Here is a 19,636-nt window from a genome sequence, read left to right as displayed (position 1 = left end):
AGCGGCGGCGCGGGCGGCGCGGAGCCGGTGGTCCGGCAAGATCGGCGGGATGGGAGACTGGCCGGCCGTACACATGGCCGAGGGGCGATGGCAGGTGGCACGTGACATGAGGCATGTGACATGTGGCCGATGCAGAGAGCAGACAAGGTGGGGATCATCGTGCGACGACGACCGAGGCGCACAGCCGTGGCGTTCCTGGTCATGACGGCACTGATGACGGCGACGGTGACGGCCTGCGCCCATCCGCTACAGGATCTCGGCCCGCTGCCGCCCCGGTTCTCGGGCCCGCCGCTGCCTGCGGACACGGCGGTGGCGGAGATGACGTCCGTGCTGGCGGCGGAGGGCATCACCATGGAGCGGGAGCCCTCGAACGTCAACGGCATCTGCCTCGAACGACTCTCGGGACGGCACGCGCCGGAAACGGTGGACGCCGCCCTCAAGGCGGCCTTCGCGCGCGCACGTTCCGAGCAGGGCTGGCAGACCGGTCCCGACCTGGGCAGCCGGACGCTCACCCTGACGAAGAACAACTGGACGGTCACGGCCGGCCTTCCCGGGGGACAGGTGGCCCAAGGCATCCAGCCGCTGATCGTCATGTCGCTGATGTGCGTGGACGGCGCCGGCACCCCCTCCGCCGTCACCTCACCGCCCGCGACCGCGCCCACGCCTTCGGTACCGCCGACACCCTCCCCGGCCTCGCCCTGACAGGCCTCGCAAGACCCGCAGGATCACAGGCCTCTCGGACACCTGACAGACGTAGGGGAACCTGAGAGGTTCGGGTGGAACCTGAGAGGTTCGGGAGGGTGGTGTGGAGGGCGTTCATCGGCTGCGCCGTGTGGTGGGCGCGGGAGCCTCGGGAAGGCGGACCGCCACCAGCGGCAGGAAGCAGCCGACGAGAGGCCCCATGCACAGTGCGATCAGTACCGTTCCGACGCCGAGGGTTCCGCCCAGCAGCCATCCGGCGCCGGCGACGGTGACCTCGATGCCGGTGCGGACCACGGCGAGGGGCAGGTGGGTGAGTCGTACGAGTCCGGTCATGATGCCGTCGCGCGGTCCCGAGCCGAACTGCGCGCCGAGGTAGAGCGCGTCGAAGAAAGCGAGTGCGACCAGGCCGAGGGCGAGGGATCCGACCTGGGTGAGTGGTCCTTGGGGGTGGGGGAGCACGGCCGCGGTGGCATCGGCGGCGAACCCGACGATCGCCACGTTGAGGAGCGTGCCGAGCCCGGGCGGTTCTCGCAGGGGGATCCATGCCAGGAGCACGAGCAGCGAGATCAGGTTGGTCGCCCAACCGAACGAGATTCCGAGGGACTTGGCCGTCCCTTCCGTGAGCACGTTCCAGCCGGCGGCGCCGAGTCCGGACTGGACGAGGAGCATCACGGCGGCCCCGTACCCCGCCAAGCCGAGCAGGAGTTGGGGGATGCGACGCGCTTTCCGGGCTGCCCGGATCTGGGCGAGCGCGTTCATGCGCGGGATCAGGGGCGTCACGGGCGGGTCGTGTGGAGCGGTGGCGGGGGTGTGTGCCGTGGAGGAAGGAGGTGCCGGAGGTGCCATGCGGCGAGTCTCCGGGCAATCTGGCCCTGGGTTCCATAGCCAGATTGACTATGCTGGTCGGGTGAAGATCAGCTCGCACGCGGTGGCCCGGATGTTGGGGCCGTGGCAGGAGGGGCCGGGGCCGGCGCACCAACGACTCTCGGACCGGCTGCGTCTGCTCATCCTGGACGGACGTGTCTGCCTGGGTGCGGTCCTGCCGAGCGAGCGTGACCTGGCCACCGCGCTCGGCACCAGCAGGACCACGGTCGGTGCCGCGTTCCGCACGCTGGTCGAGCACGGATACCTCGCCACGCAGGCCCGTACCAGGGCGACGGTACGGCTGCCCGGCGACACGACGCCCCGCAACCCGCCGCGCACGGACGCGGAGACCATCGACCTGTCGTTCGCCGCACCGGCCGCGCCCGTCGAGATCCTCCACGCCGCGTTCGCGACGGCTCTCGAACAACTGCCACGCCATTTCGAGCGCCACGGATACGACCGGTACGGCACCGCGGAACTGCGCGAAGCAGTCGCCCGGTGGTACGAACGACGAGGGTTGCCCACCCGACCCGATCACATCCTGATCACCAACGGCGCGCAGCACGCGCTGGGGCTCCTGACGCGCGTGCTCGTCTCGCCGCGCGACACGGTCCTCGTCGACCATCCGACCTACCCGCACGCGATCACGACCTTCACCGAGGCCCGCGCCCGCCTCCTGCCCGTCCCGGTGGGATCCGCGGTGGGCTCTGCCGGCTGGGACATCGAGCAACTCCACGCCGCGGGGCGGGCCGCGCACCTGGCCTACCTGATTCCCGACTTCCACAACCCGACGGGGATGTGCATGCCCGCGGGCGTGCGCCGACAGCTCACGCTCACCTGCCCCACGGTCGTCGACGAGACGATGACCGATCTGGCTCTGGACGTTCCGCCCCCGGAACCTCTGGCCGTGCACATGCCGACAGCCATCAGTATCGGCTCGGTGTCCAAGAGCGTCTGGGGCGGCCTGCGCACGGGGTGGATCCGCGCGTTGCCCTCCCTCCTGGAACGCGTCGCGGGGGCCCGTCCCACCACGGACCTCGGCACCCCTGTCGTCGAACAGCTCGCGACAGCAGCACTTCTGAATGGACATCAGACACGGCGGTCCGACTCGCTCCGGCACCTCAGGGCGCGACGTGACGCGCTGGGGCGCGCACTCACCGAGTACCTCCCGGACGTCCACACCCTGCAACCGGTCGGGGGTGTGACGCTCTGGGCGACGTTCCGCGAGCCCATCAGCTCCCGGCTCGCAGCCGTGGCGCCCGACCACGGGGTGACGATCGCGGCCGGACCACGCTTCGGGGTCGGAGGCGCTTTCGAACGCAACATCCGACTGCCGTACACGCTCCCACCCGAGCAACTGATCGAGGGGATCCGCAGACTCGCACGAGCGGAACAGGCGCTCCGTCACGGCGCCACCGGAACGCACACCCCCGCGCCCGTCGCATGAGGGCGACGACGGCGCCAGGAGGCCCGGCAGCCGGCTTCAGAGTCACGTACTCGGAGCCCGGCGCGCCACGCGGTAGCGGAGGTAGTGGACGTTCGACGTGAACGTGCGGGTCTCGACGAGTTCGAGATCCAACCGGCGCTCGTCCCGGGGAAAGAACGGAATGCCACCGCCGACCAGTACCGGGTAGACCTTGGGCCGGTACTCGTCGATCAGTCCCAATGCGGCGGCCTTGGCGGCGAGTTGCGCGCCACCGATCGCGATGTTGCCCTCCCCGGGCTCGGCCCGCAACCGCTCGATCTCCTCCTCGAGGTCGCCGGAGGCCAGGCGGGCATTGCCCCGTACCGTCGACAGCGTGGTGGAGAACACCACCTTGGGGAGCGCGTTCCAGAGTGCGGTCCACTCACGCGTCGAGTCGTCGAGCGACGGACCCTGGTCGACGGTCTCCCAGTAGAGCATCGCCTCGTACAGCCGTCGTCCCAACAGGTGGACGCCGACCTCCCGGATCTGGTCGATGGCGAAGCGGAAGACCTCCTCGTCGGGCGGCGTCCAGTCGAACCCGCCGTCCGGCCCGACGATGTAGCCGTCGAGGGAGACACCCATCGAGTAGGTCACGCTGCGCATCGGACGTCCTCCTCGGGAACCGGTGATTCGACGTTATGACCCGCCGGCCGTCACACGACTGTGCTGCACGACGGGGCCCGGGGGCCGCACGACACGGCCCTGTACGACACGGCCCTGTACGACACTGTCTAGGCGTCCAACGCGGTCAGGCCGTCCTGCCAGCGCGTACGCCGTTCCTCGGGGCTCTGCTCCCACCAAGGGGTGCCGCGCTCCCCCAGGGCCACCTTCGCCCACTGCACCCTGTCCCGGGCGGCCCGCTCGGCCGCGGGGTCGTGGGCGCGGAGCGCGACGCCGACGGCCCGGCGGGCAGCCATCAGGTGGACGCGCAAGCGGGCGCCGACGTCATCGGGGATGGCCGGGTCGGTGGCGCGCCAGCGCCGTCCGCCGATGACGACGTGATGACCGTCCGGGGTGGTGTCCGGCGGGGGTTTCCGAGTCACGGGAACCGACTGCCCACACCGGGCGGACAGCAACCAATCTTGAGCCGAACGCCTGCCGCCCGGCCCATGGCCGTCGCCGTCGCCGTCGCCGTGACCGTGGCCGTGGCTAGCCCGCCGGGTACGCCCCGACCGCCTGCCGGTAGGCGACGTGGCCGCCGAGCGCGCCAGTGACGGCGACGGCGGTCAGCCCTGCCATCGACCACAGTCGGCCCTTCGTCCGCCGGCCGCCCAGTCGGTTCGTGAGGGCGATGACGTAGCAGGTGACCGCGACGGCGTTGGAGGCCGCGTGGGCGAGTCCCACCCGGGCCTGCTCGGGTGGGAGGTCGGCCCAGTCGACCCAGCCGGCCACGGCAGCCGGGGCCACACCGGCCAGGCCCACCGCCGTGAGGACGGTTGCCCCGCACTGCGCTCCCGGTACGAAGTCCAGGACGGCGGCCGACAGCCAACAGCCGATGGGCACCTGCACCAGAACGGGATGGACGGGGTGGCCCAGGGCCCGCCCGCGGAGATGGTCACGCGCCCCGCCCAAGGGCAGCGAACGGATCGCCTTCTGCAGGGCCCGCACGGCCGGGTCGGCCCGCGTGGCGTGCTCGATACGGTCCAGGGCCGTCAGCCACCTGGTCGAAACCGTCCCCAGCACGGATCGGCCGGGCGGGGCGGCCAGGTCAGGGGGGCCGGGAAGGTCGGAGGTGTGAGTGTCCATGCGCAGCACCTACCCGCCCTCGCACGGCACCCCGCCGGCGACCGGGCGCGTGCGCCCACAAGGCCCTGCGACGTCAGCCTCCCGAGTGACCCCGCCCCTGCCACGACTGACTCCGCCCCTGCCACGACGCCACGGCCTCCACGACCATCAGGAGGGAGCGGGAGGCAGCGGGCAGCGGGAGCCGGCGGCGGTCGGCATGAGGGCGCGCCGGGCGGGAAGGCGCAGCCGTAGCGGAACCCGTACCCGCCGTCTACGCCCCCAGAGCGTTCGCGGGCGGGGCGGGCGCTCCAGGAGGAGAACATGGCGCTCGAAAAGAACGATCGAGTGGGCTACCGCGACGGCCGGGAGGGCCGACACCACGGCCGTGTCGAGGAGGTGCGCGATCCGGGACCGCACGCGGTGTACCGGATTCGCAACGAGCTCACCAACGAGATCCAGGTCATCACGCAGGAGCAGATCGTCCAGGGAGCGGGCGAAACGGACGTGTGACCCGCGGCACCGCTCACGGCCGGCACGTCGCGCCGTACGCGGTGTGTCACGCCGTACCCGGTACGTCACACGGCGTGCTCGGCACGTGATCCAGGCCCCGCCGACCGGGCCCTGGTGGGGACCCGGGCCGGTTCGGCCGTTCGCCGTGTAGGAGTATGTCGTGGTGAACGGAGACGAAGCAGCGGTGGTCACCACGACCGCGCACGAAGGCATGACCGTCGTCCGCCTGCGCGGTGATCTCGACGGGGAGAGCGCGCCGGGCCTGGCTCAGGCTCTCGTCGAGGCAGCGGCACGCGGGACTTCCCGCACGATCATCGACCTGTCCCAAGCGGAGTTCGCGGACTCCTCCGTCCTTCACGCACTGTTCGACGCCCGGAAGGCTCACATGGCGGCGGGAGTGGTTCTCGTTCTCGCGGGCCCGCTGCAGGAGACGATCCGCCGGCTGTTCGAGGTGACCGGCTCCGGACCGGCGTTCCGCATGACGGACTCCCTGGAGACCGCGATGACATGCTGAGCCCACGTTGTGCACTTCTCCTGACCGAACCGGTGTGTCGCCACATGACACGCGCCACGATGGGCAGGCGATGACGGTATGAACGCGTCCACAGAAGCCGATGACAGCCGCGGCTCCGGAGACCGAAAGGACCGCGGTCACATGACCGTCGCGACACCGGCCCCTCACGCGCCGGCGCCACCGACGGCCGATTCCACCCGCGTGCCGGCCACTGCGGCCGCCGCCCGCGCCAGGGTCTGCGACCTGCTGCGACGTGCGGGCATCAGCCTGGACAGCGTCACCGCCGCGGACACCCTCCTCGTCACCTCCGAGCTCGTCACGAACGCGATCCGCCACGGCGGCGGCCTCACCGCGTTCCACACCGAGATCGCGGACGACACCCTCCTGCTGTCCGTCGCGGACGCCAACCCCCGCGCCCCCGAGCCCCGCACGGGCACCCCCGACCAGCCGGGCGGCTACGGATGGCCCCTCATCACACGCCTCACCGAACGCGTCGACATCCGCAGCCACCTCGACGGCAAGACCATCAGCGCCGAACTGCGCCTGGCCTGAACCTGTTTCCCTCGACACGGCGGTACACGTCGTGCGGCCAGGTCAGCGGGCCGGGACCTGGTGGGACCGCATCGAACCGGGCGCGGCGGCACCGGGCATGACGGCGGGGCCCACCCCCGGTGAAGGGGTGGGCCCCGTAGGCCTCGTGTCCGTACACGGGATCCGGTACGCCGGAGACGGTGGACCGGAGTCAGTGCGCCGGAGCCGCTACCAGCGGTACCAGCGGCCGCTGCCTCCCTTGGGACGGGCGACGAATCCGATCAGCCACAGCACCAGCACGGCGATCGCGACCCACCAAAGGATCTTCACCGCGAAACCGGCACCGAAAAGGATCAGAGCGAGCAGAAGAACAAGAAGCAGGGGAACCATAGTTATCAACCTCCGAAGCGTCTTCTGCCCTGGCGATCCCCGCGCATGCGTTCTTATTTAAGCGTTTCTTATCCGCCCAGGCGGGAAGCCGTACACCCTTTCCAACACGTCTCGTTTGCCAGGGGACCCCCGTCGGCACGTTTGTCTCAGCAGAAGTGGGCAGACGCTCCTGCGTAAGCTTTCTCTACCGCTTGGAAGTGATGACCGTGTCCGGTGAAGAGAAGACCCAGGCCAAGACCGAGCAGGCCAAGGGCAAGGTCAAGGAAACCGCGGGCCGCCTCGTCGGCAATGAACGCCTCACTGCCGAAGGTCGCGCCGAGCAGGCCAAGGGCGATGCCCGCCAGGCCAAGGAAAAGGTGAAGGACGTCCTCAAGGACTGACACCACGGCGAACGCGGTGGAGGGGCGGTTCCCGCAAGGGGCCGCCCCTCCACCGCGTTCGCCGTGGCGGGACCGCTCGGAATGCGCACGGACGCAGGCCCGGCCGGGCCGGGACGGCTACTGCTTCCCTGGAGGCGGGTTCCTTGCTGCATCGCGGCAACCGCCCCGGCAAGGGTTCTCATGCCCTCGATATCCGACTTCACCCGACATGGGGAAACCAATTTCCCGCAGCAGTCGACAGCACGGCGGTGGCCCGCCCCGGAATCGGGACGGGCCACCGCCACACCACTGTGAGATGCCGGCCGGCTACCAGCGGTACCAGCGGCCACTACTGCCCTTCGGGCGGGCAATGAACCCGATCAGCCACAGCACCAGTACCGCGATCGCGACCCACCAAAGGATCTTCACCGCGAAACCGGCACCAAAGAGAATCAGAGCGAGCAGAAGAACAAGAAGCAGGGGAACCATGATTATCAACCTCCGAAGCGCCTACTGCCCGTGATCCCCGGTCTCACACCCCGACTTTCTCCAGCCAAAGGCGATGCCCGCCAGGCCAAGGAGAAGGTCAAGGACACCTTCAAGCACTGATCCACCGAACGCCGCGCCCACGGGGCCGGTGACGACGGGGATGTCTGTCCGTTCGTCAGACCGGGACGATGCCCGCATCTTGTGGTTTCTGCCAGTACGGACGCTCTGTCGGGGTGCGCAAGACTTCCCGCCAGAGCCGCGGGGGTGGCCCGGTACGGGGGTGGCCCGCGAACGAACGCATGACGAAGTGTGGGGGGATGACGTCACTGTGAGCACACAACAGTACGACCAGATCGGTGAGGCGTACGAGGGCTTCAAGGCCCTGCCGCTGGAGCAGTACGCGGTGGTGCCCGGTTTCCTGGCCATGGTCGGGGACGTGCGCGGCAAGTCGGTCCTCGACCTGGCTTCCGGCACGGGCTTCTACAGCAGGGAGTTCAGGCGGCGTGGCGCCTCGGAAGTGCTCGGAATCGACATCTCCGGCGAAATGGTCTCCGTGGCACAGCAGTTGGAGGAGAGCGATCCACTGGGTGTGCGTTACGAGGTCGGTGACGTGGCCGACCTGCGGACCTTCGACGCGAGCTTCGACATCATCCTCGCCGTCCAACTGCTCAACTACGCACCGGACATCGCCACCACGGAGCGGATGTGCCGCAACGCGTACCGGAGTCTGAAGCCCGGCGGCGAGTTCTTCGGGCTCAACCAGTCGCCCGACTTCCGCTTCGACGGGCCGCCGCCGGACAGGTACGGCTTCCACACCGAGCTGACCGGCAAGGAGGTCGAGACCGGCCGGCAGGTGCGGACCACGGCACTGCTCGACCCGCCCGTCTCGTTCGTCGCCAACCTCCCGCGCCGGGAGGTCTACGAGAAGTGCCTGAGGGCGGCCGGATTCAGCGAGGTGACCTGGGTCCCGGTGACGGTGTCGGAGTCCGGGGTGCGCGAGTTCGGTGCGGACTTCTGGGCGGACTTCCACGCCAATCCCCCGCTGGAGATGCTGCGCTGCCGCGCCTGACCGTCGACCGGGCGTTCGGGCGTTCGGGCGTTCGGGCGTTCGGCTGACCGTCGCCCGTACGTCTGCCCTGGCCCGGCCCTCGCGGTGCGCCCGAACAGGCAGCGGAACGGGCACCCGAACGAGCACCCGAGTGAGCACCCGAACGAGCCGTCGGGCCGGGGCGCCGGCGTCCGCGCCGGGGGCGCCGCTCAGGTCGGGGCGTTCCAGGCGGTCGTCAGACCGTCCAGCCACGCGGGCGGCAGCTCCGCGGCGTCCCACTCCTCCCGCAGCGCCTGCGGGGCGACGACGAGCCGTTCCAGTACGGCGATGCTGGTGACGGAGTGGACGAGCGAGTAGCGGCCGTGCACCGTGATGGCGCTGCCGGGCCCGAACGCCGCGAACAGTCTCTCCAGCCGGGCCCGGTGGGCCGCGACGAATGCCGTCAGGCGCCCGGCGTACGCGGCGCGATGGCGGGGGGTCATCGTGGCGAGTACGGCGGCGAGCACGTCGTCGGTGACCTCCGGGTCCAGCTCGGAGACCGCGGTGTACGACAGGTACAGGGGGGTGAGCGCCACCCGCGCCCGTTCCACCTCCATGCGCCCAGGCCGTGGGCGTTCCTCGGCCTGGGCCGGCAGCCCGTCGGGCCCCACGACCCGGAGCAGGGTCCGCTCGGCGACGTCGCCGAGTTCCTCCAGGAGGTCCCGGGCGCCGTCGAGCCAGCCCGATTCGTACACCTCGCCCTTGTCCCCCGGCGCGCTGCGGCCGGTGCCGCTCAGCTCCTCGTGCGCGAGGGCCAGCGCGCCCGCCTCCAGGAGCCCGATCAGTTCCCGTGCGTCGCCGGAAGGGACCCCCGCCCGCGCGAGGAGCTGCAGCAGCGTCGTCCTCGCGTTGTCGACACTGGCCTCGTCCGGCCACTGCCGTCCCTCATCGGCCGTGCTCATCGGTCCTCCTCATCGTTCGGGTGGTGCGGTGTGTCCAACGAGATCGTTCCCTTCGACGGTCCAACGTCCGACACCCGGGCTGCGCTCCCCTGCGGCGCGATCCGGAAGGTCGGTGGTCGGCGATCGGTGGTCGGTGGTCGGCGATCGGCACGGAGCGTCCGCCGTCGCCGCCGGGCTCGCCGGGGCGGCTGCCAGGCCGTCCCGGGCGTCGCGCTCCCGGCGCCGACCTCCCGCCAACGTCCCGGCGACCTCCCGCGGCGCCGACCGTCATCCGCCGCCTCGTGCTGCGGTTCGACCGTCCATCGGCATCTCGGTGTTCACGGCGGTCATCATGCCGCAGAGCGGGGACGATCGGGGCGCCACGGTCGGGCTCCCGTGCGGATCCCGACCGGCCCTCCGCTCGTGCCCCGGGTCGAACTTCGGGTCGAGCCGGCCGGGCCGGACCACATGGGGTTCGTGCGGGAGCCGAATGGGCGAGTGTCCGGGTGCGGAAGGTGTTCTGGCGTGTGTATGTGGTGATGGGTTCCGTGTGGATCCGTACCGGCGCCATCTCGCTTGAGGAGTTCCCATGAAGCGTCTTCCCGTGATCGGCGTACTCTGCGCCACCGCGGTCTTCGGTCTCACCGCCTGCTCCGACGACAGCAGCTCCCCCGCGGAGGAGGCCACCAAGGCCGCGAGTGAGCTGTGCAGCAATCTCACCGGGCTCAAGGCCGACAACGCCAAACTCAAAGCGCTCAACCCGTCGTCCGCGACCAAGGACCAGATCAAGGACGCCGTTCAGGCCGTCCAGGACGACTGGAACAACGTCAAGGAGAACACGAAGCAACTCAAGGAAGCCGAGGCCTCGGCCATCAAGAGCGCCGCCGAGGACCTGAAGAAGTCGTACGAGTCCCTGCCGGGCGACACCACGGGCCAGAACGCGATGACCCAGCTCCAGCCGCAGATCCAGAAGCTGGACGAGGCCACGAGCGCGGCGACGACCCGTCTCAAGTGCTGACGACGGCATCACGGCGGTGACCCCGGCGTCCGGCCGGCCGACGCAGGGCGGTCCGGCCGGCCTCCGTCGGCCGGCCAGACGAGCGGTGAACCGGGCGGCGGGGTCGGCCGGTTGTCAGTGCCGCCTTTTACCTTGGCACCATGGAGATCACCGAGCGGACACTTGCGGAGGCCTGGCAGCGCAGGGCCTCCCGGCACACCTTGCTCGACGGAGTCGGGCTGCCGCCCGTGGTGTCCTCGGACGACGAGCTGGAGGATCGGGCCGAGCGCGCCGAGGAGGCGCAGGACGGCGGCCTGTGCCTGCTGCTGGACGAGAACGGCACGGTACGTGGCCGTGACGGTCCCGACCGGGCGCTCTTCGCCACCCGCGACCTCGAACAGGTGCTTTACCTGATCGGCGAGGCCGCGATGCGTCGGCGTGGCGGCAGCCTGGCAGAGGTGGCCGACGCGCTGGACCGGATCGATCCGGCGTGGGGCAGACGGTTCCGCGCCGGCGGCCCGGACGACACGGGGGCGGTCGAGCCGTGCGGACGGGATCCGCTGGAGGGGTTCGCCTGGATAGCGGGGTCCTGGCGTGAGCAGGATCCGTACACCACGCTCGCCTTCTTCCGCGCGGCTCCCGGGCGGACCGTCGACGCCGGGCGGCTGGCCCTGCTGTACGGGGCCGATCCTGCTCAGGTCGCGGCCGGTACGCGCCTGAAGGACCTCGGGGCCGTGGACGACGGCAGGACCCACCGGGACCGTGGATGGGAGAGCTGCTGTTTCGGGCAGGCGGGCGGGTGGACGTTCCTGCTGCACCACGACACGCCCCCGGGGTCCTTCGCGGACAAGGAGGCGTACGCGGCGCTCGGGATCGAGGAGAGCGTGTGGCTGAGCGCCACCTCCGCGAAGGCCATCTACACCTTCGACTACATACGCAACGGCCGCCGTGTGGGCGACGACGACGGCGTGCTGGAGCTGATCTGGTACGAGCACGGCCACCCCCCGTACCCGCCGGGCGGCGAGTTGGATTTCCTCAACCGGGCCCTGCGCCGTGCCGAGCTGGACCACCCCGAACTGACCAACACGTTCGAGTTGTACTTCCACGCCTTGGAGGAGTCCCTCGGTCTGCGTCTGCCGCGTCGGGACTTCGCGGAGGGGGAGGTGCGGGCCGCGTACTGGGCCGAGTAGCCGCGTACCGGACCGGGTGACGGCTGACAGCGGTGGGGGCGAGCGCGTGGGGGCGAGGCCCTGACGACAGGTTCTAGGAGGGTTCGGCGGGGGTCCAGACGAGCGGGTACGCCTCGCTGCCGGTTCGCTCGACCCACTGGAGTCGGTCGCGCAGGACGGCACGTCGGTGCTCGGGGACCCGCTCCGAGAGCCCGTGCAGCAGGTCGCGCATCCTGCGCAGGGCCATCGGGGATCCGGCGGTGGCGAAGAGCACGTCGTCGACGGCGGTGCGGACGTAGTGGTCCCAGTCGGGTACCGGGACGCTCACCCTCAGCCGTCCGGCGGGGTCGTCGAACCCGCCGATCTCCAGATCCCGGCCGGCGAGACGGGTCAGCAGGTCTTCGAGCCGGTCCAGGGCCTCCACCGCCGTGGCCGGATCGTTCACCGCCGGGGACAGGGCGCGCAGCGCGATGTCGGCGAGGAGCCGGAACGGCAGTTCGGGGTCTTGGACGAAGCTCCGCTCGACCCCCGCGGTCAGGGCCGCGCGCAGCGCCGCATCGGTCGGGCCGTCCGCCGTGACCTCGGCGAGCACCGTGCCGGCCGTGAGGGTCGCGCCCGGGGCCACGCGGAAGGCGACCGCGGAGTCGTGTTCCCGTGCCAGGTCGACGAGGGTGGCCATGTCGATCCGCTGGAGCACGGCCGGCGGTCCCGTCCAGCGGACCACCGTGCGGCCCGCGCCGATGTCGGACGGCTGCGGGGCGGGGGCCCGGTCCGGGATGGCGGGGGTGCCGTCCGGATCGTAGGGGCGTGGGTACAGGCCGTCGTACAGGTCGTGTGCGCGGGTGGCGATGGCGGTCAGCGAGTGACCGAGCTGGATGGAGTTGAACGCCCTCATCTGGAGCGACCTCATCAGGCCGAGCGCGATCAGCGTGAGGATCATGGCGACGCAGGGGACGAAGACGGAGACGTGGTCGTGGCTGCCGATGGCCAGGCCCGAGGTGATGCAGAAGACGAACACGCCGACGGTGAAGGCGAAGGCCCGCCAAACGATCGGCTCGTCCCGGAACAGGCCGAGGCGCGGCGTGAACATGGTCGAGGAGAACTGCACGACCAGGAACAGCATCGAGTAGATGATGCTCACCAGGCTGACGACGCCGAAACCGATGGTGAACAGCACGCTGACCACCCGTCCCGCGGCCACTTGGGGGCCCAGCGTGACGAGGGGGGCGAGCAGGCCCAGCAGCAGCCCGACGACGGCGCAGAACAACTGGGCCAGGTCACGGCGCAGGGCGTTCGCCGGCCGCCTGTAGGGCGCGCCGCGCGGGCGGCGTGTGCGGGCCTCGGGCTGGGCGGGGCCGACAGCAGAGCCGGGCATCCGGCCTCCTCCAGGGTCGTGTCTCACGGTGGTCGATCGCGGCCCGCACCGGGCGCCCTGCCGGGTGACCGAGCCCGGCCGGTGCCGGCGGTGCGGGTGTGGTGCCGGTGCGGGTCTCAGCGCCGGTGCGGGTGCGGGGGCGGGTGCGGGTCTCGGCGCCGGTGCGGGTGTGGGGGCGGGTGCGGGTCTCGGCGCCGGTGCGGGTGTGGTGCCGGTACAAGGCAGGTGGCGGGGCGGGTGCCGTTCAGTTCGGGCGCCGGCCCGGGGCCGAGAACATCAGGCAGGACGTGGCGAGGAAGTCGCGGTGGCCCATGACCGCCCGCGGGCGAGCCGGGCTGTGGTGAACGCGTCGTATCCGGCGGCCAGGCAGCGGTGCTGTTCAGGGGCGTGCCCGCTGTCGTTGTCGAAGGCGTAACCGGGCGGCAGGGATGTGCTGGTCATGGAGTCCTCATCCGAACGCGGGCTGCGGGCACGTGACGTGGCGGGGTCGAGCCGGGAGGCGGGGGCGACGCGCCCCGGGTGGACACGGTCCCGCGGTCGGGGGGCGCGACGGCGGCCGGCGGCTCGACCGGAACGAGGACACCGACCCTTTCCACCCGAACGGCACGAAGGGGCTTCAGCCCGGCACGATCCCACAACGACCGGGCGTCACCAAGGACCTTCCGCTCGAACCGCGGGGGATCCCGGCGAGGTCGCGCCCCGGGCACGACTCGGGTCCCTCGGCGGATACCGCGATGAGCGTGTGGCTGATGGCTGATGGCTGATGGCTGATCAGGATCCGTACGGCTGTCGGTACGGGTGCCGGTCAGGACGCGTACGGGGGTCGGTTCGGAAGCCGGTGCCGGTGCGGGTGCAGGTCAGGGGTACGCGTGCCGGTCGGGGACGCGTACGGGTGTGTTCGGGAGCCGGTGCCGTGCCAGTGCCGGTCAGGGATGTGTACGGGGGCCGGTCGCGCGGTCGTGGTTCGGGGCGCCATGCCGTTGCCCGTGTCCTCCGCGCCGGTTGATGTGGTCGGGACGGACAGCCGGCGGGTTTCGAGGCGTCAGCACGAAGCCTGGACAGCCGTACCGGATTCAACCTTTAGGGCGACACCCGAACGGCCGAGCGGCCGTAACGTTTCTTCGTTTGCGCCCCCTGAGCTGCGCGGATGGCGCCGGGACGCGTGTGCCGCACATCCGTTCGGCCGCGCCACCGCACTCGCCATGATCTTGAAGCGCCCTACAGTCGAGGCCGCGACCCTGCCCAACCCCTACGCGAATCACCGCCGGATGGGTCGGCTGGAGATCGACTCGGCGCGGTTGGTGGCCTCCTTCGACGGGATGCCGGCCAAGGTCCGCGGGGCGGTGCGCGACATCGGGGTGACGGTCGACGACCTGGACCTGGTGTGCGTGCACCAGCCGTCCGTACCGTTCACCCGGGTCGCGTGCGACTGGGTGGGGGTGGATCCGGGGCGGATCCTGGCCACGTTCCCCGCGCACGGCAACGTCGCGACGAACACCATCCCCCTCCAACTGGCCACCGCCCTGGATGCGGATCGGCTGCACGCGGGTGACCTGGTCGGGATGTTCGGTTTCGCGAGCGGCGCGAGCGCCGGCGTCGTCGTCTGTAGGTGGTGACGCCGTGATCACCGAACCCGCGGACCGGCCCGGCCCCGCCGCGCCCCCGACGCCCTCGCCGCCCTCGACGCCCCCGGTGCGTCCCGCGCGCATCGACCCGCTGCCGCTCGAACGGTGGACGCCGGAGCTGCGCGGGCTGTTGGCCGGTTCGGCCAAGGACGGTCCCGGACGCGTCAACCTCTTCGGGACCCTCGCCCACCATCCCGAGCTGGCTCGCGCCTGGCTCTCCCTGGCCCGGGTCCTCACCCACGACGGAACCCTGTCGGCCCGCCGGCGGGAGCTGGTCGTCCTGCGCACCGCACACCGGCGCGGCGGCTCCTTCGTGTACGACCGGCACGGCGCGGTGGCCGCCGACGCCGGCCTGGACTCCCGTGAGGTGGCGGCGACGGCCCTCCCGCTCGGCGCCCACCCGTGGGCCGAGGACGAGCTGGCGCTGTTGGAGGCCGCCGACGCGCTCGCGGCCGGCGAATCGCTGTCCCAGCCGCTGTGGGATCGGCTGGCGGCCTTCCTGCGTTCGGACCAGCTCATCGAACTCCTGATCCTCGCCGGACAGTGCGCCACCATGTGCGCCACGCTCGGCGCCCTCCGCACCCCGCCCGACGGCGGCCGAACCTTCCCCGGATGAGATCCACCATGACCGTGACGACCACCCCCACCGCCCCCACCGCCGACGGGTTCCCGCCCTCGGCCACAGCCACACCCGCGTTCGTCCTGCCCGCCGCCTACGGGTCCTGCCCCTACGACCCGCCGCCCGGGTACACGACGGCCGCCGCCGGCGCGCCGGTCAGTCGCGCCGAACTTCCCGACGGCTCGCCCTGCTGGTTGGTGACCGGCCATCGGGAGGTGCGGGCGGTGCTCGCCGACGCCCGCTTCAGCGCAGACGCCCGTACCCCCGGCTTTCCCTTCCTGTCCGCCGGGCAGCGCCAACTGGCCACCGCCCAGCCCAGCTTCATCCGGATGGACGACCCCGAGCACGCCCGGCTGCGGCGCATGGTCGCCAAGGACTTCCTGAGCCGCCGGATCCAGGAACTGCGCCCCGTCATCGTGGACGTGGTCGAGAGCGCCGTCGACACCATGACGGCCGACGGCCGGCGCGGCGCCGACCTCGTCGCGGACTTCGCGCTCCCCATCCCGTCCCTGGTCATCTGCCTGATGCTGGGGGTGCCGTACGAGGACCACGCGCTGTTCCAGTCGCTCAGCCGGACCCTGCTCGACAACACCACCGATCCCGCCCGGGCGGCGGCGGCCCACCGCGAGTTGATGGGATACCTGGCGGAGTTGGCCGGGCGGAAGCGGGAAGCGCCCGGGGACGACATCCTCAGCCGGCTCGCCGTCCGGCCCGACCTGACGGCGCAGGAGACGGCCTCCCTCGGCTTCATGCTCTTGATCACCGGGCACGAGAGCACCACCAACATGGCGGCGCTCTGTGTCCTGGCCCTGCTGCGCCGCCCCGACCAGGCGGCCCTGTTGCGGGCGGATCCGGGCCTGATCCCGGGGGCGGTGGAGGAGTTGCTGCGCTACCTGACGATCATCCACCTCGGTCTCGGCCGGGCGGCGACCGAGGACGTCACCGTCGGCGGGGCGGAGATCCGGGCGGGCGACGGGGTGATCTGCATGCTGTCCACCGCCAACCGGCAGCCGGACCTGTTCGGCCCGCAGCGGCAGGGGGAGGGCGCTGCCTGCCCGGCCGAACTGGACGTGACCCGCGACGCGCGCCGGCACGTGGCCTTCGGGCACGGCGTGCACCAGTGCCTGGGTCACACATTGGCCCGTGTCGAGCTCCAGATCGTGCTGGAGACGGTTCTGCGCAGGCTGCCGGGGCTACGGCTCGCCGTGCCCGAGGAGCGGCTGGTGTTCCAGCGGGACACGATCGTCTACGGCCTGCGGGAACTCCCCGTCACCTGGTGACGGCGCGGCCCGCGCGGCGGGTGGCCTCCGGCGGTGTCAGGCGGGGGCGTCGAGCGTGGGCGGTGTGGCGGCGAGGACGGCGTCGAGCAGTCCGGGGAAGCGGGCGTCGAGGTCCGTGCGGCGCAGCTCGACGGCCTTGTAGCGGCCGACCTTGTGCTCGCGCGTCACGCCGGATTCGCGCAGTACGCGCCAGTGGAAGGTGGCGGTGGCCTTGGTGACGTCCAGGGGGAGGCTGCCGCAGGTGCGCTCGCCGGCCGAGGCGGCCAGTTCGCGCACGATGCCGATGCGGACGGGGTGGCCGAGTGCGGCCAGTACGTCTTCGACGAGGAGCTGGTCGCGGTGGGGGTGGTACATCGCCATGCTTCGATTGTACGACGTATCACATACAGCGTGGATTGTCCGATTCGCCGGACCTATTGTACGTTGATTGTCATACAGTCGTATCGACGCCTCCCTGTGGCGTGGTGCCGCCATGGCGCCGTGTCGCCCTCACGCCCGACCGCTTTCGACATCGGAGAAGCCCCGTGAGCACCACCCCCTCCTCCACGCACGGCCCCGACGCGGCGCCCGTCGCCATCGTCACCGCCGCCGGTTCCGGCATAGGCCGGGGCATGGCCACCGAACTCGCCCGGGCGGGCTACCGCGTCTCCCTCCTCGGCCCCGGCGCCGGCATCGAGGCCGTCGCCCGCGATCTCGGCGGGATCGCCACGGTCGGCTCCTTGACCGAACCCGACGACCTGGCCCGTCTGGTGGACACCACCCTGGAGCGGTACGGCCGGATCGACGCCGTGGTCAACGGCGCGGGCCACGCCAAGAACGACGTACTCCTGCGGGTCACCGACCAGGAATGGCACGACGGCCTGGACATGCTGCTGCTCGGCGTCGTGCGCATGGCGCGCCTGGTCACTCCGCACATGGAGGCCGCGGGCAAGGGAGCCTTCGTCAACCTCTCCTCCTACACGGCCTTCGAGCCGATGGGCATGATCCCGGTCAACTCCAGCCTGCGTGCGGCGTTGACCGCCTTCACGAAGCTGTACGCCGATCAGTACGCCGCCAAGGGCATCCGCATGAACAACCTCATGCCGGGCTACGTGGACAGTTGGCCCGAGGACCCCGAGTTCCTGGCCCGGATCCCGGCCGGCCGCTACGCCACCACCGAGGAGATCGGCAAGCTCGCCCGCTTCCTCGTCTCCGACGACGCCGCCTACATCAACGGCGAATCCATCCGCATCGACGGGGGCGCCGCCCGATCCCTCTAGCGGAGGCCGCGTCACGCGCCTTGCCCGATCCCTCGGGGCGGGCCGGTACGGAGTGCCGGAGCACCTGTCGGCGGGTGCGGCGCTGCCGAGGTCGTTCAGGTGCGGCGGGCGGCCCAGACCGTGCGCCGGGTGCGGACGGCCAGGTCGGGCCGGTGGAGGATGCCGTGCGCACCGGTGGTGTCCAGGAGCCGGTCGAGCGCGGCGAGGTCCTCGGGCGACAGGTGGTCACCGACGGCGGTGCGGACGCGCTGCAGGCTGCTCAGGGCGTAGGGGCCGACCGCGTTGGACGGGGAGGCCTCGATGTTCACCGTGATCGTCCGCTCGGCCTCGACGTCGAATCCGGCGGTGGTGAGCAGGGGACCCCAGTCGGCGCCCCGGTGCGGGAGCCGACCGGCGTGGCGGCGTTCACTCGCGGCGTGGCAGCGCTCCTCCAGCCCGGGGCGGTCTTCCGGGGCGTCCGCGGGCAGGAACCGGGGGAAGCCCGCCAGTTCGACGACGGCGAAGAGCCCACCGGGCGCGAGAGCGTCGTGGACCTGCCGCAGGGTGCGCCGGGGGTCGGCCATGTGGTGCAGGGACGCGGACGCCCACACCAGGTCGGGCCGGTCCAGGTCGGGCCAGCGCGTGTCGAGGTCCGCCTGAACGGTGTGCACCCGGCCGTCCACCCCTACGGCGCGGGCCTTCTCTTCCAGGCGCCGCAGATGGGCGGCCGAGGAGTCGACCGCGGTCACCCGCGCCTCGGGGAAACGGGCCAGGAGGGCGAGGGTCCCCGCACCGGTCCCGCACCCCAGGTCCACGATGTGCCGGGGAGCGGCCGTGACCGGCAGCCACGCGGTGAGGGACGCGAGGTGCTCGGCGAGGACGTCCGCGTCCAGGTCGAGGATCTCCGCCTGATCATGCCCGTGATCGTGATCGTGCTCCTGAACGTGGCCGTGATCGTGATCCTGAACGTGCCCGTTCGCGTGCCCGTCGCCGTGGTCGTGAGTGGGGCGGATGTGGGGACGGGGAGCGGAGCCGTGGGGGGCCTGGCCGTGGGGGTGGGAGTGCTGCGTCATGGGGCCACCGTAGGCCGGTCATGCCGGTTCGGCATGAGGTCTTGCCGGATGCGCAAGGCATTGCCCGCGTGGCCGGCCGAAACCGCAAGGAACGGCGTTCACTCCGAGGGATGGTCCGGCCCTTCGGCCCCTTGGCCTCGGGGGCTGCGCTCACCGGCACGCTGATGGCCGCGTCGGGCGTCGCGGTCGAAGATGCCCATGATTTCGCACGGTCCGCCCGCGGTGCCGATGGCGTGCGGAAGCATGGTGGGGAACTCCGCGGCCTGGTTGGTCTCGATCCGGTAGCGCCGACTGCCGAGCAGCAGGATCGCAGTGCCGGAGAGGACCACGAGCCATTCGCGGCCGGGGTGGGCGCGCAGGCGCGCGGGGTTGTCCGGGGGCGGTTCGGTCATGCGTTGGCGTACCACGGTCATGCCCGGGTCGGCCTTGACGGGCCAGCGCATCAGCCCGTGGGCGCCGTCGATCATCGGGCTGGAGACCACGTCGTCCGTGGCGTTCTCGACCAGCTGGTCCAAGGTGGTGTCCAGGGCGCGGGCGAGGGTGACCAGCTGGTCCAGGGCAAGGCGCCGCTGCCCGTTCTCGATGCGGCTGAGGGTCGACTGGCTGAGGTTGGCGCGCGCCGCGAGTTCCTCCAGCGACCACCCCTGTGCCACGCGCAGCCCGCGGATGCGCGCGCGGACCAGGCCGTCCAGTTCTCCGTCGTCTTGCGTCATGAGCAAGATGGTATGCCCCTTCCGCAAGGC

Annotated in this window: 25 protein-coding genes; 13 read left to right on the top strand and 12 right to left on the bottom strand. The window is 71.4% G+C overall.

Features of this window, described 5'->3' with window-relative positions; translation table 11 throughout:
- Positions 1-159: 159 nt before the first annotated feature.
- Positions 160-702, top strand: coding sequence for a hypothetical protein (locus tag OG906_RS37140; RefSeq protein ID WP_329448716.1), 543 nt, complete (start codon positions 160-162; stop codon positions 700-702).
- A gap of 114 nt (positions 703-816) precedes the next feature.
- On the opposite strand, the gene yczE is transcribed toward OG906_RS37140, so the two are convergent.
- A complete protein-coding gene (gene yczE, locus OG906_RS37135; RefSeq protein WP_443067486.1) occupies positions 817-1,482 on the bottom strand; it encodes a membrane protein YczE in 666 nt (221 codons plus the stop codon).
- A gap of 127 nt (positions 1,483-1,609) precedes the next feature.
- Here yczE and yczR point away from each other — a divergent pair, with 127 nt between their 5' ends.
- Positions 1,610-3,013, top strand: coding sequence for a MocR-like transcription factor YczR (yczR, locus tag OG906_RS37130; RefSeq protein WP_329448715.1), 1,404 nt, complete (start codon positions 1,610-1,612; stop codon positions 3,011-3,013).
- Positions 3,014-3,055: 42 nt separating this feature from the next.
- On the opposite strand, the gene OG906_RS37125 is transcribed toward yczR, so the two are convergent.
- The 3 genes from OG906_RS37125 to OG906_RS37115 form a co-directional block, all read right to left on the bottom strand.
- Positions 3,056-3,634, bottom strand: coding sequence for a dihydrofolate reductase family protein (locus OG906_RS37125; RefSeq protein ID WP_329448714.1), 579 nt, complete (start codon positions 3,632-3,634; stop codon positions 3,056-3,058).
- Positions 3,635-3,762: 128 nt separating this feature from the next.
- On the bottom strand, positions 3,763-4,074 hold the full coding sequence (locus tag OG906_RS37120) for a hypothetical protein (RefSeq protein WP_267801553.1): 312 nt from the start codon (positions 4,072-4,074) through the stop codon (positions 3,763-3,765).
- Between the two features lie 106 nt (positions 4,075-4,180).
- Positions 4,181-4,777 carry a DUF2231 domain-containing protein gene (locus tag OG906_RS37115; RefSeq protein ID WP_329448713.1) on the bottom strand — a complete coding sequence of 199 codons (597 nt, stop codon included), beginning with the start codon at positions 4,775-4,777 and terminating at the stop codon, positions 4,181-4,183.
- Between the two features lie 300 nt (positions 4,778-5,077).
- Between OG906_RS37115 and OG906_RS37110 the strand changes: the two genes are divergently transcribed.
- The 3 genes from OG906_RS37110 (at position 5,078) to OG906_RS37100 (ending at position 6,332) form a co-directional block, all read left to right on the top strand.
- Positions 5,078-5,266 carry a hypothetical protein gene (locus tag OG906_RS37110; RefSeq protein WP_267804217.1) on the top strand — a complete coding sequence of 63 codons (189 nt, stop codon included), beginning with the start codon at positions 5,078-5,080 and terminating at the stop codon, positions 5,264-5,266.
- Positions 5,267-5,426: 160 nt separating this feature from the next.
- Positions 5,427-5,780, top strand: a complete 354-nt coding sequence (locus OG906_RS37105; RefSeq protein ID WP_329448712.1) for an STAS domain-containing protein — start codon at positions 5,427-5,429, stop codon at positions 5,778-5,780.
- A 141-nt stretch (positions 5,781-5,921) separates the two neighbouring features.
- Positions 5,922-6,332 (top strand): ATP-binding protein, encoded by a 411-nt coding sequence (locus OG906_RS37100; RefSeq protein ID WP_329448711.1) that lies wholly within the window; start codon positions 5,922-5,924, stop codon positions 6,330-6,332.
- A 207-nt stretch (positions 6,333-6,539) separates the two neighbouring features.
- Here OG906_RS37100 and OG906_RS37095 read toward each other — a convergent pair whose 3' ends face one another.
- Entirely contained in the window at positions 6,540-6,701 is a 162-nt protein-coding gene (locus tag OG906_RS37095) for a hypothetical protein (protein WP_037792689.1), read from the bottom strand.
- A 200-nt stretch (positions 6,702-6,901) separates the two neighbouring features.
- On the opposite strand from OG906_RS37095, the gene OG906_RS37090 reads away from it, so the two are divergent.
- Positions 6,902-7,081 carry a CsbD family protein gene (locus tag OG906_RS37090; RefSeq protein WP_392893240.1) on the top strand — a complete coding sequence of 60 codons (180 nt, stop codon included), beginning with the start codon at positions 6,902-6,904 and terminating at the stop codon, positions 7,079-7,081.
- A gap of 306 nt (positions 7,082-7,387) precedes the next feature.
- Here OG906_RS37090 and OG906_RS37085 read toward each other — a convergent pair whose 3' ends face one another.
- A complete protein-coding gene (locus OG906_RS37085; protein ID WP_267825839.1) occupies positions 7,388-7,549 on the bottom strand; it encodes a hydrophobic protein in 162 nt (53 codons plus the stop codon).
- Positions 7,550-7,877: 328 nt separating this feature from the next.
- On the opposite strand from OG906_RS37085, the gene OG906_RS37080 reads away from it, so the two are divergent.
- Entirely contained in the window at positions 7,878-8,618 is a 741-nt protein-coding gene (locus tag OG906_RS37080) for a class I SAM-dependent methyltransferase (protein WP_329448710.1), read from the top strand.
- A gap of 188 nt (positions 8,619-8,806) precedes the next feature.
- Here OG906_RS37080 and OG906_RS37075 read toward each other — a convergent pair whose 3' ends face one another.
- Positions 8,807-9,538, bottom strand: coding sequence for a hypothetical protein (locus tag OG906_RS37075; RefSeq protein ID WP_329448709.1), 732 nt, complete (start codon positions 9,536-9,538; stop codon positions 8,807-8,809).
- Between the two features lie 568 nt (positions 9,539-10,106).
- On the opposite strand from OG906_RS37075, the gene OG906_RS37070 reads away from it, so the two are divergent.
- Together OG906_RS37070 and OG906_RS37065 are read left to right on the top strand one after the other, a co-directional pair.
- Positions 10,107-10,535, top strand: a complete 429-nt coding sequence (locus tag OG906_RS37070) for a hypothetical protein (protein WP_329448708.1) — start codon at positions 10,107-10,109, stop codon at positions 10,533-10,535.
- 140 nt (positions 10,536-10,675) lie between these two features.
- Positions 10,676-11,704: a hypothetical protein gene (locus OG906_RS37065; RefSeq protein ID WP_329448707.1), complete on the top strand. Its 1,029-nt coding sequence runs from the start codon at positions 10,676-10,678 to the stop codon at positions 11,702-11,704.
- A gap of 73 nt (positions 11,705-11,777) precedes the next feature.
- On the opposite strand, the gene OG906_RS37060 is transcribed toward OG906_RS37065, so the two are convergent.
- Positions 11,778-13,058 carry a DUF2254 family protein gene (locus OG906_RS37060; RefSeq protein WP_329448706.1) on the bottom strand — a complete coding sequence of 427 codons (1,281 nt, stop codon included), beginning with the start codon at positions 13,056-13,058 and terminating at the stop codon, positions 11,778-11,780.
- A 276-nt stretch (positions 13,059-13,334) separates the two neighbouring features.
- A complete protein-coding gene (locus OG906_RS37055) occupies positions 13,335-13,499 on the bottom strand; it encodes a hypothetical protein (RefSeq protein WP_385641788.1) in 165 nt (54 codons plus the stop codon).
- Positions 13,500-14,260: 761 nt separating this feature from the next.
- On the opposite strand from OG906_RS37055, the gene OG906_RS37050 reads away from it, so the two are divergent.
- From OG906_RS37050 to OG906_RS37040, 3 genes are read left to right on the top strand one after another with little or no spacing between them, the layout of a single operon-like run.
- Complete coding sequence (locus tag OG906_RS37050; RefSeq protein ID WP_329448705.1) at positions 14,261-14,674, top strand: 3-oxoacyl-[acyl-carrier-protein] synthase III C-terminal domain-containing protein; 414 nt, start codon at positions 14,261-14,263, stop codon at positions 14,672-14,674.
- A gap of 4 nt (positions 14,675-14,678) precedes the next feature.
- On the top strand, positions 14,679-15,299 hold the full coding sequence (locus OG906_RS37045) for a carboxymuconolactone decarboxylase family protein (protein WP_329448704.1): 621 nt from the start codon (positions 14,679-14,681) through the stop codon (positions 15,297-15,299).
- 8 nt (positions 15,300-15,307) lie between these two features.
- Positions 15,308-16,582, top strand: coding sequence for a cytochrome P450 (locus OG906_RS37040; protein ID WP_329448703.1), 1,275 nt, complete (start codon positions 15,308-15,310; stop codon positions 16,580-16,582).
- Positions 16,583-16,618: 36 nt separating this feature from the next.
- On the opposite strand, the gene OG906_RS37035 is transcribed toward OG906_RS37040, so the two are convergent.
- Complete coding sequence (locus tag OG906_RS37035; RefSeq protein WP_329448702.1) at positions 16,619-16,942, bottom strand: ArsR/SmtB family transcription factor; 324 nt, start codon at positions 16,940-16,942, stop codon at positions 16,619-16,621.
- Between the two features lie 164 nt (positions 16,943-17,106).
- Here OG906_RS37035 and OG906_RS37030 point away from each other — a divergent pair, with 164 nt between their 5' ends.
- Complete coding sequence (locus OG906_RS37030; protein WP_329448701.1) at positions 17,107-17,841, top strand: SDR family oxidoreductase; 735 nt, start codon at positions 17,107-17,109, stop codon at positions 17,839-17,841.
- 95 nt (positions 17,842-17,936) lie between these two features.
- On the opposite strand, the gene OG906_RS37025 is transcribed toward OG906_RS37030, so the two are convergent.
- Positions 17,937-18,893 carry a class I SAM-dependent methyltransferase gene (locus OG906_RS37025; protein WP_329448700.1) on the bottom strand — a complete coding sequence of 319 codons (957 nt, stop codon included), beginning with the start codon at positions 18,891-18,893 and terminating at the stop codon, positions 17,937-17,939.
- A gap of 98 nt (positions 18,894-18,991) precedes the next feature.
- Positions 18,992-19,606: a helix-turn-helix domain-containing protein gene (locus OG906_RS37020; RefSeq protein WP_329448699.1), complete on the bottom strand. Its 615-nt coding sequence runs from the start codon at positions 19,604-19,606 to the stop codon at positions 18,992-18,994.
- Between the last annotated feature and the right edge of the window lie 30 nt (positions 19,607-19,636).

It is taken from the genome of Streptomyces sp. NBC_01426 (assembly GCF_036231985.1).
In the GTDB taxonomy this organism is placed as follows: Bacteria; Actinomycetota; Actinomycetes; order Streptomycetales; family Streptomycetaceae; genus Streptomyces.
Note: the sequence above shows the minus strand (reverse complement) of the source record. Positions and strands in the feature narration are given on the sequence as shown.

Excerpts from the sequence above, each read along its gene's own strand:
- OG906_RS37110 (WP_267804217.1), top strand. The coding sequence starts at position 5,078 with ATGGCGCTCGAAAAGAACGATCGAGTGGGCTACCGCGACGGCCGGGAG.
- OG906_RS37115 (WP_329448713.1), bottom strand. The coding sequence starts at position 4,777 with ATGGACACTCACACCTCCGACCTTCCCGGCCCCCCTGACCTGGCCGCC.
- OG906_RS37025 (WP_329448700.1), bottom strand. The coding sequence starts at position 18,893 with ATGACGCAGCACTCCCACCCCCACGGCCAGGCCCCCCACGGCTCCGCT.
- OG906_RS37125 (WP_329448714.1), bottom strand. The coding sequence starts at position 3,634 with ATGCGCAGCGTGACCTACTCGATGGGTGTCTCCCTCGACGGCTACATC.
- OG906_RS37055 (WP_385641788.1), bottom strand. The coding sequence starts at position 13,499 with ATGACCAGCACATCCCTGCCGCCCGGTTACGCCTTCGACAACGACAGC.
- OG906_RS37050 (WP_329448705.1), top strand. The coding sequence starts at position 14,261 with ATGATCTTGAAGCGCCCTACAGTCGAGGCCGCGACCCTGCCCAACCCC.
- OG906_RS37065 (WP_329448707.1), top strand. The coding sequence starts at position 10,676 with ATGGAGATCACCGAGCGGACACTTGCGGAGGCCTGGCAGCGCAGGGCC.
- OG906_RS37075 (WP_329448709.1), bottom strand. The coding sequence starts at position 9,538 with ATGAGCACGGCCGATGAGGGACGGCAGTGGCCGGACGAGGCCAGTGTC.
- OG906_RS37040 (WP_329448703.1), top strand. The coding sequence starts at position 15,308 with ATGACCGTGACGACCACCCCCACCGCCCCCACCGCCGACGGGTTCCCG.
- OG906_RS37035 (WP_329448702.1), bottom strand. The coding sequence starts at position 16,942 with ATGGCGATGTACCACCCCCACCGCGACCAGCTCCTCGTCGAAGACGTA.
- OG906_RS37070 (WP_329448708.1), top strand. The coding sequence starts at position 10,107 with ATGAAGCGTCTTCCCGTGATCGGCGTACTCTGCGCCACCGCGGTCTTC.
- OG906_RS37090 (WP_392893240.1), top strand. The coding sequence starts at position 6,902 with ATGACCGTGTCCGGTGAAGAGAAGACCCAGGCCAAGACCGAGCAGGCC.
- OG906_RS37100 (WP_329448711.1), top strand. The coding sequence starts at position 5,922 with ATGACCGTCGCGACACCGGCCCCTCACGCGCCGGCGCCACCGACGGCC.
- OG906_RS37095 (WP_037792689.1), bottom strand. The coding sequence starts at position 6,701 with ATGGTTCCCCTGCTTCTTGTTCTTCTGCTCGCTCTGATCCTTTTCGGT.
- OG906_RS37085 (WP_267825839.1), bottom strand. The coding sequence starts at position 7,549 with ATGGTTCCCCTGCTTCTTGTTCTTCTGCTCGCTCTGATTCTCTTTGGT.
- OG906_RS37060 (WP_329448706.1), bottom strand. The coding sequence starts at position 13,058 with ATGCCCGGCTCTGCTGTCGGCCCCGCCCAGCCCGAGGCCCGCACACGC.
- OG906_RS37020 (WP_329448699.1), bottom strand. The coding sequence starts at position 19,606 with ATGACGCAAGACGACGGAGAACTGGACGGCCTGGTCCGCGCGCGCATC.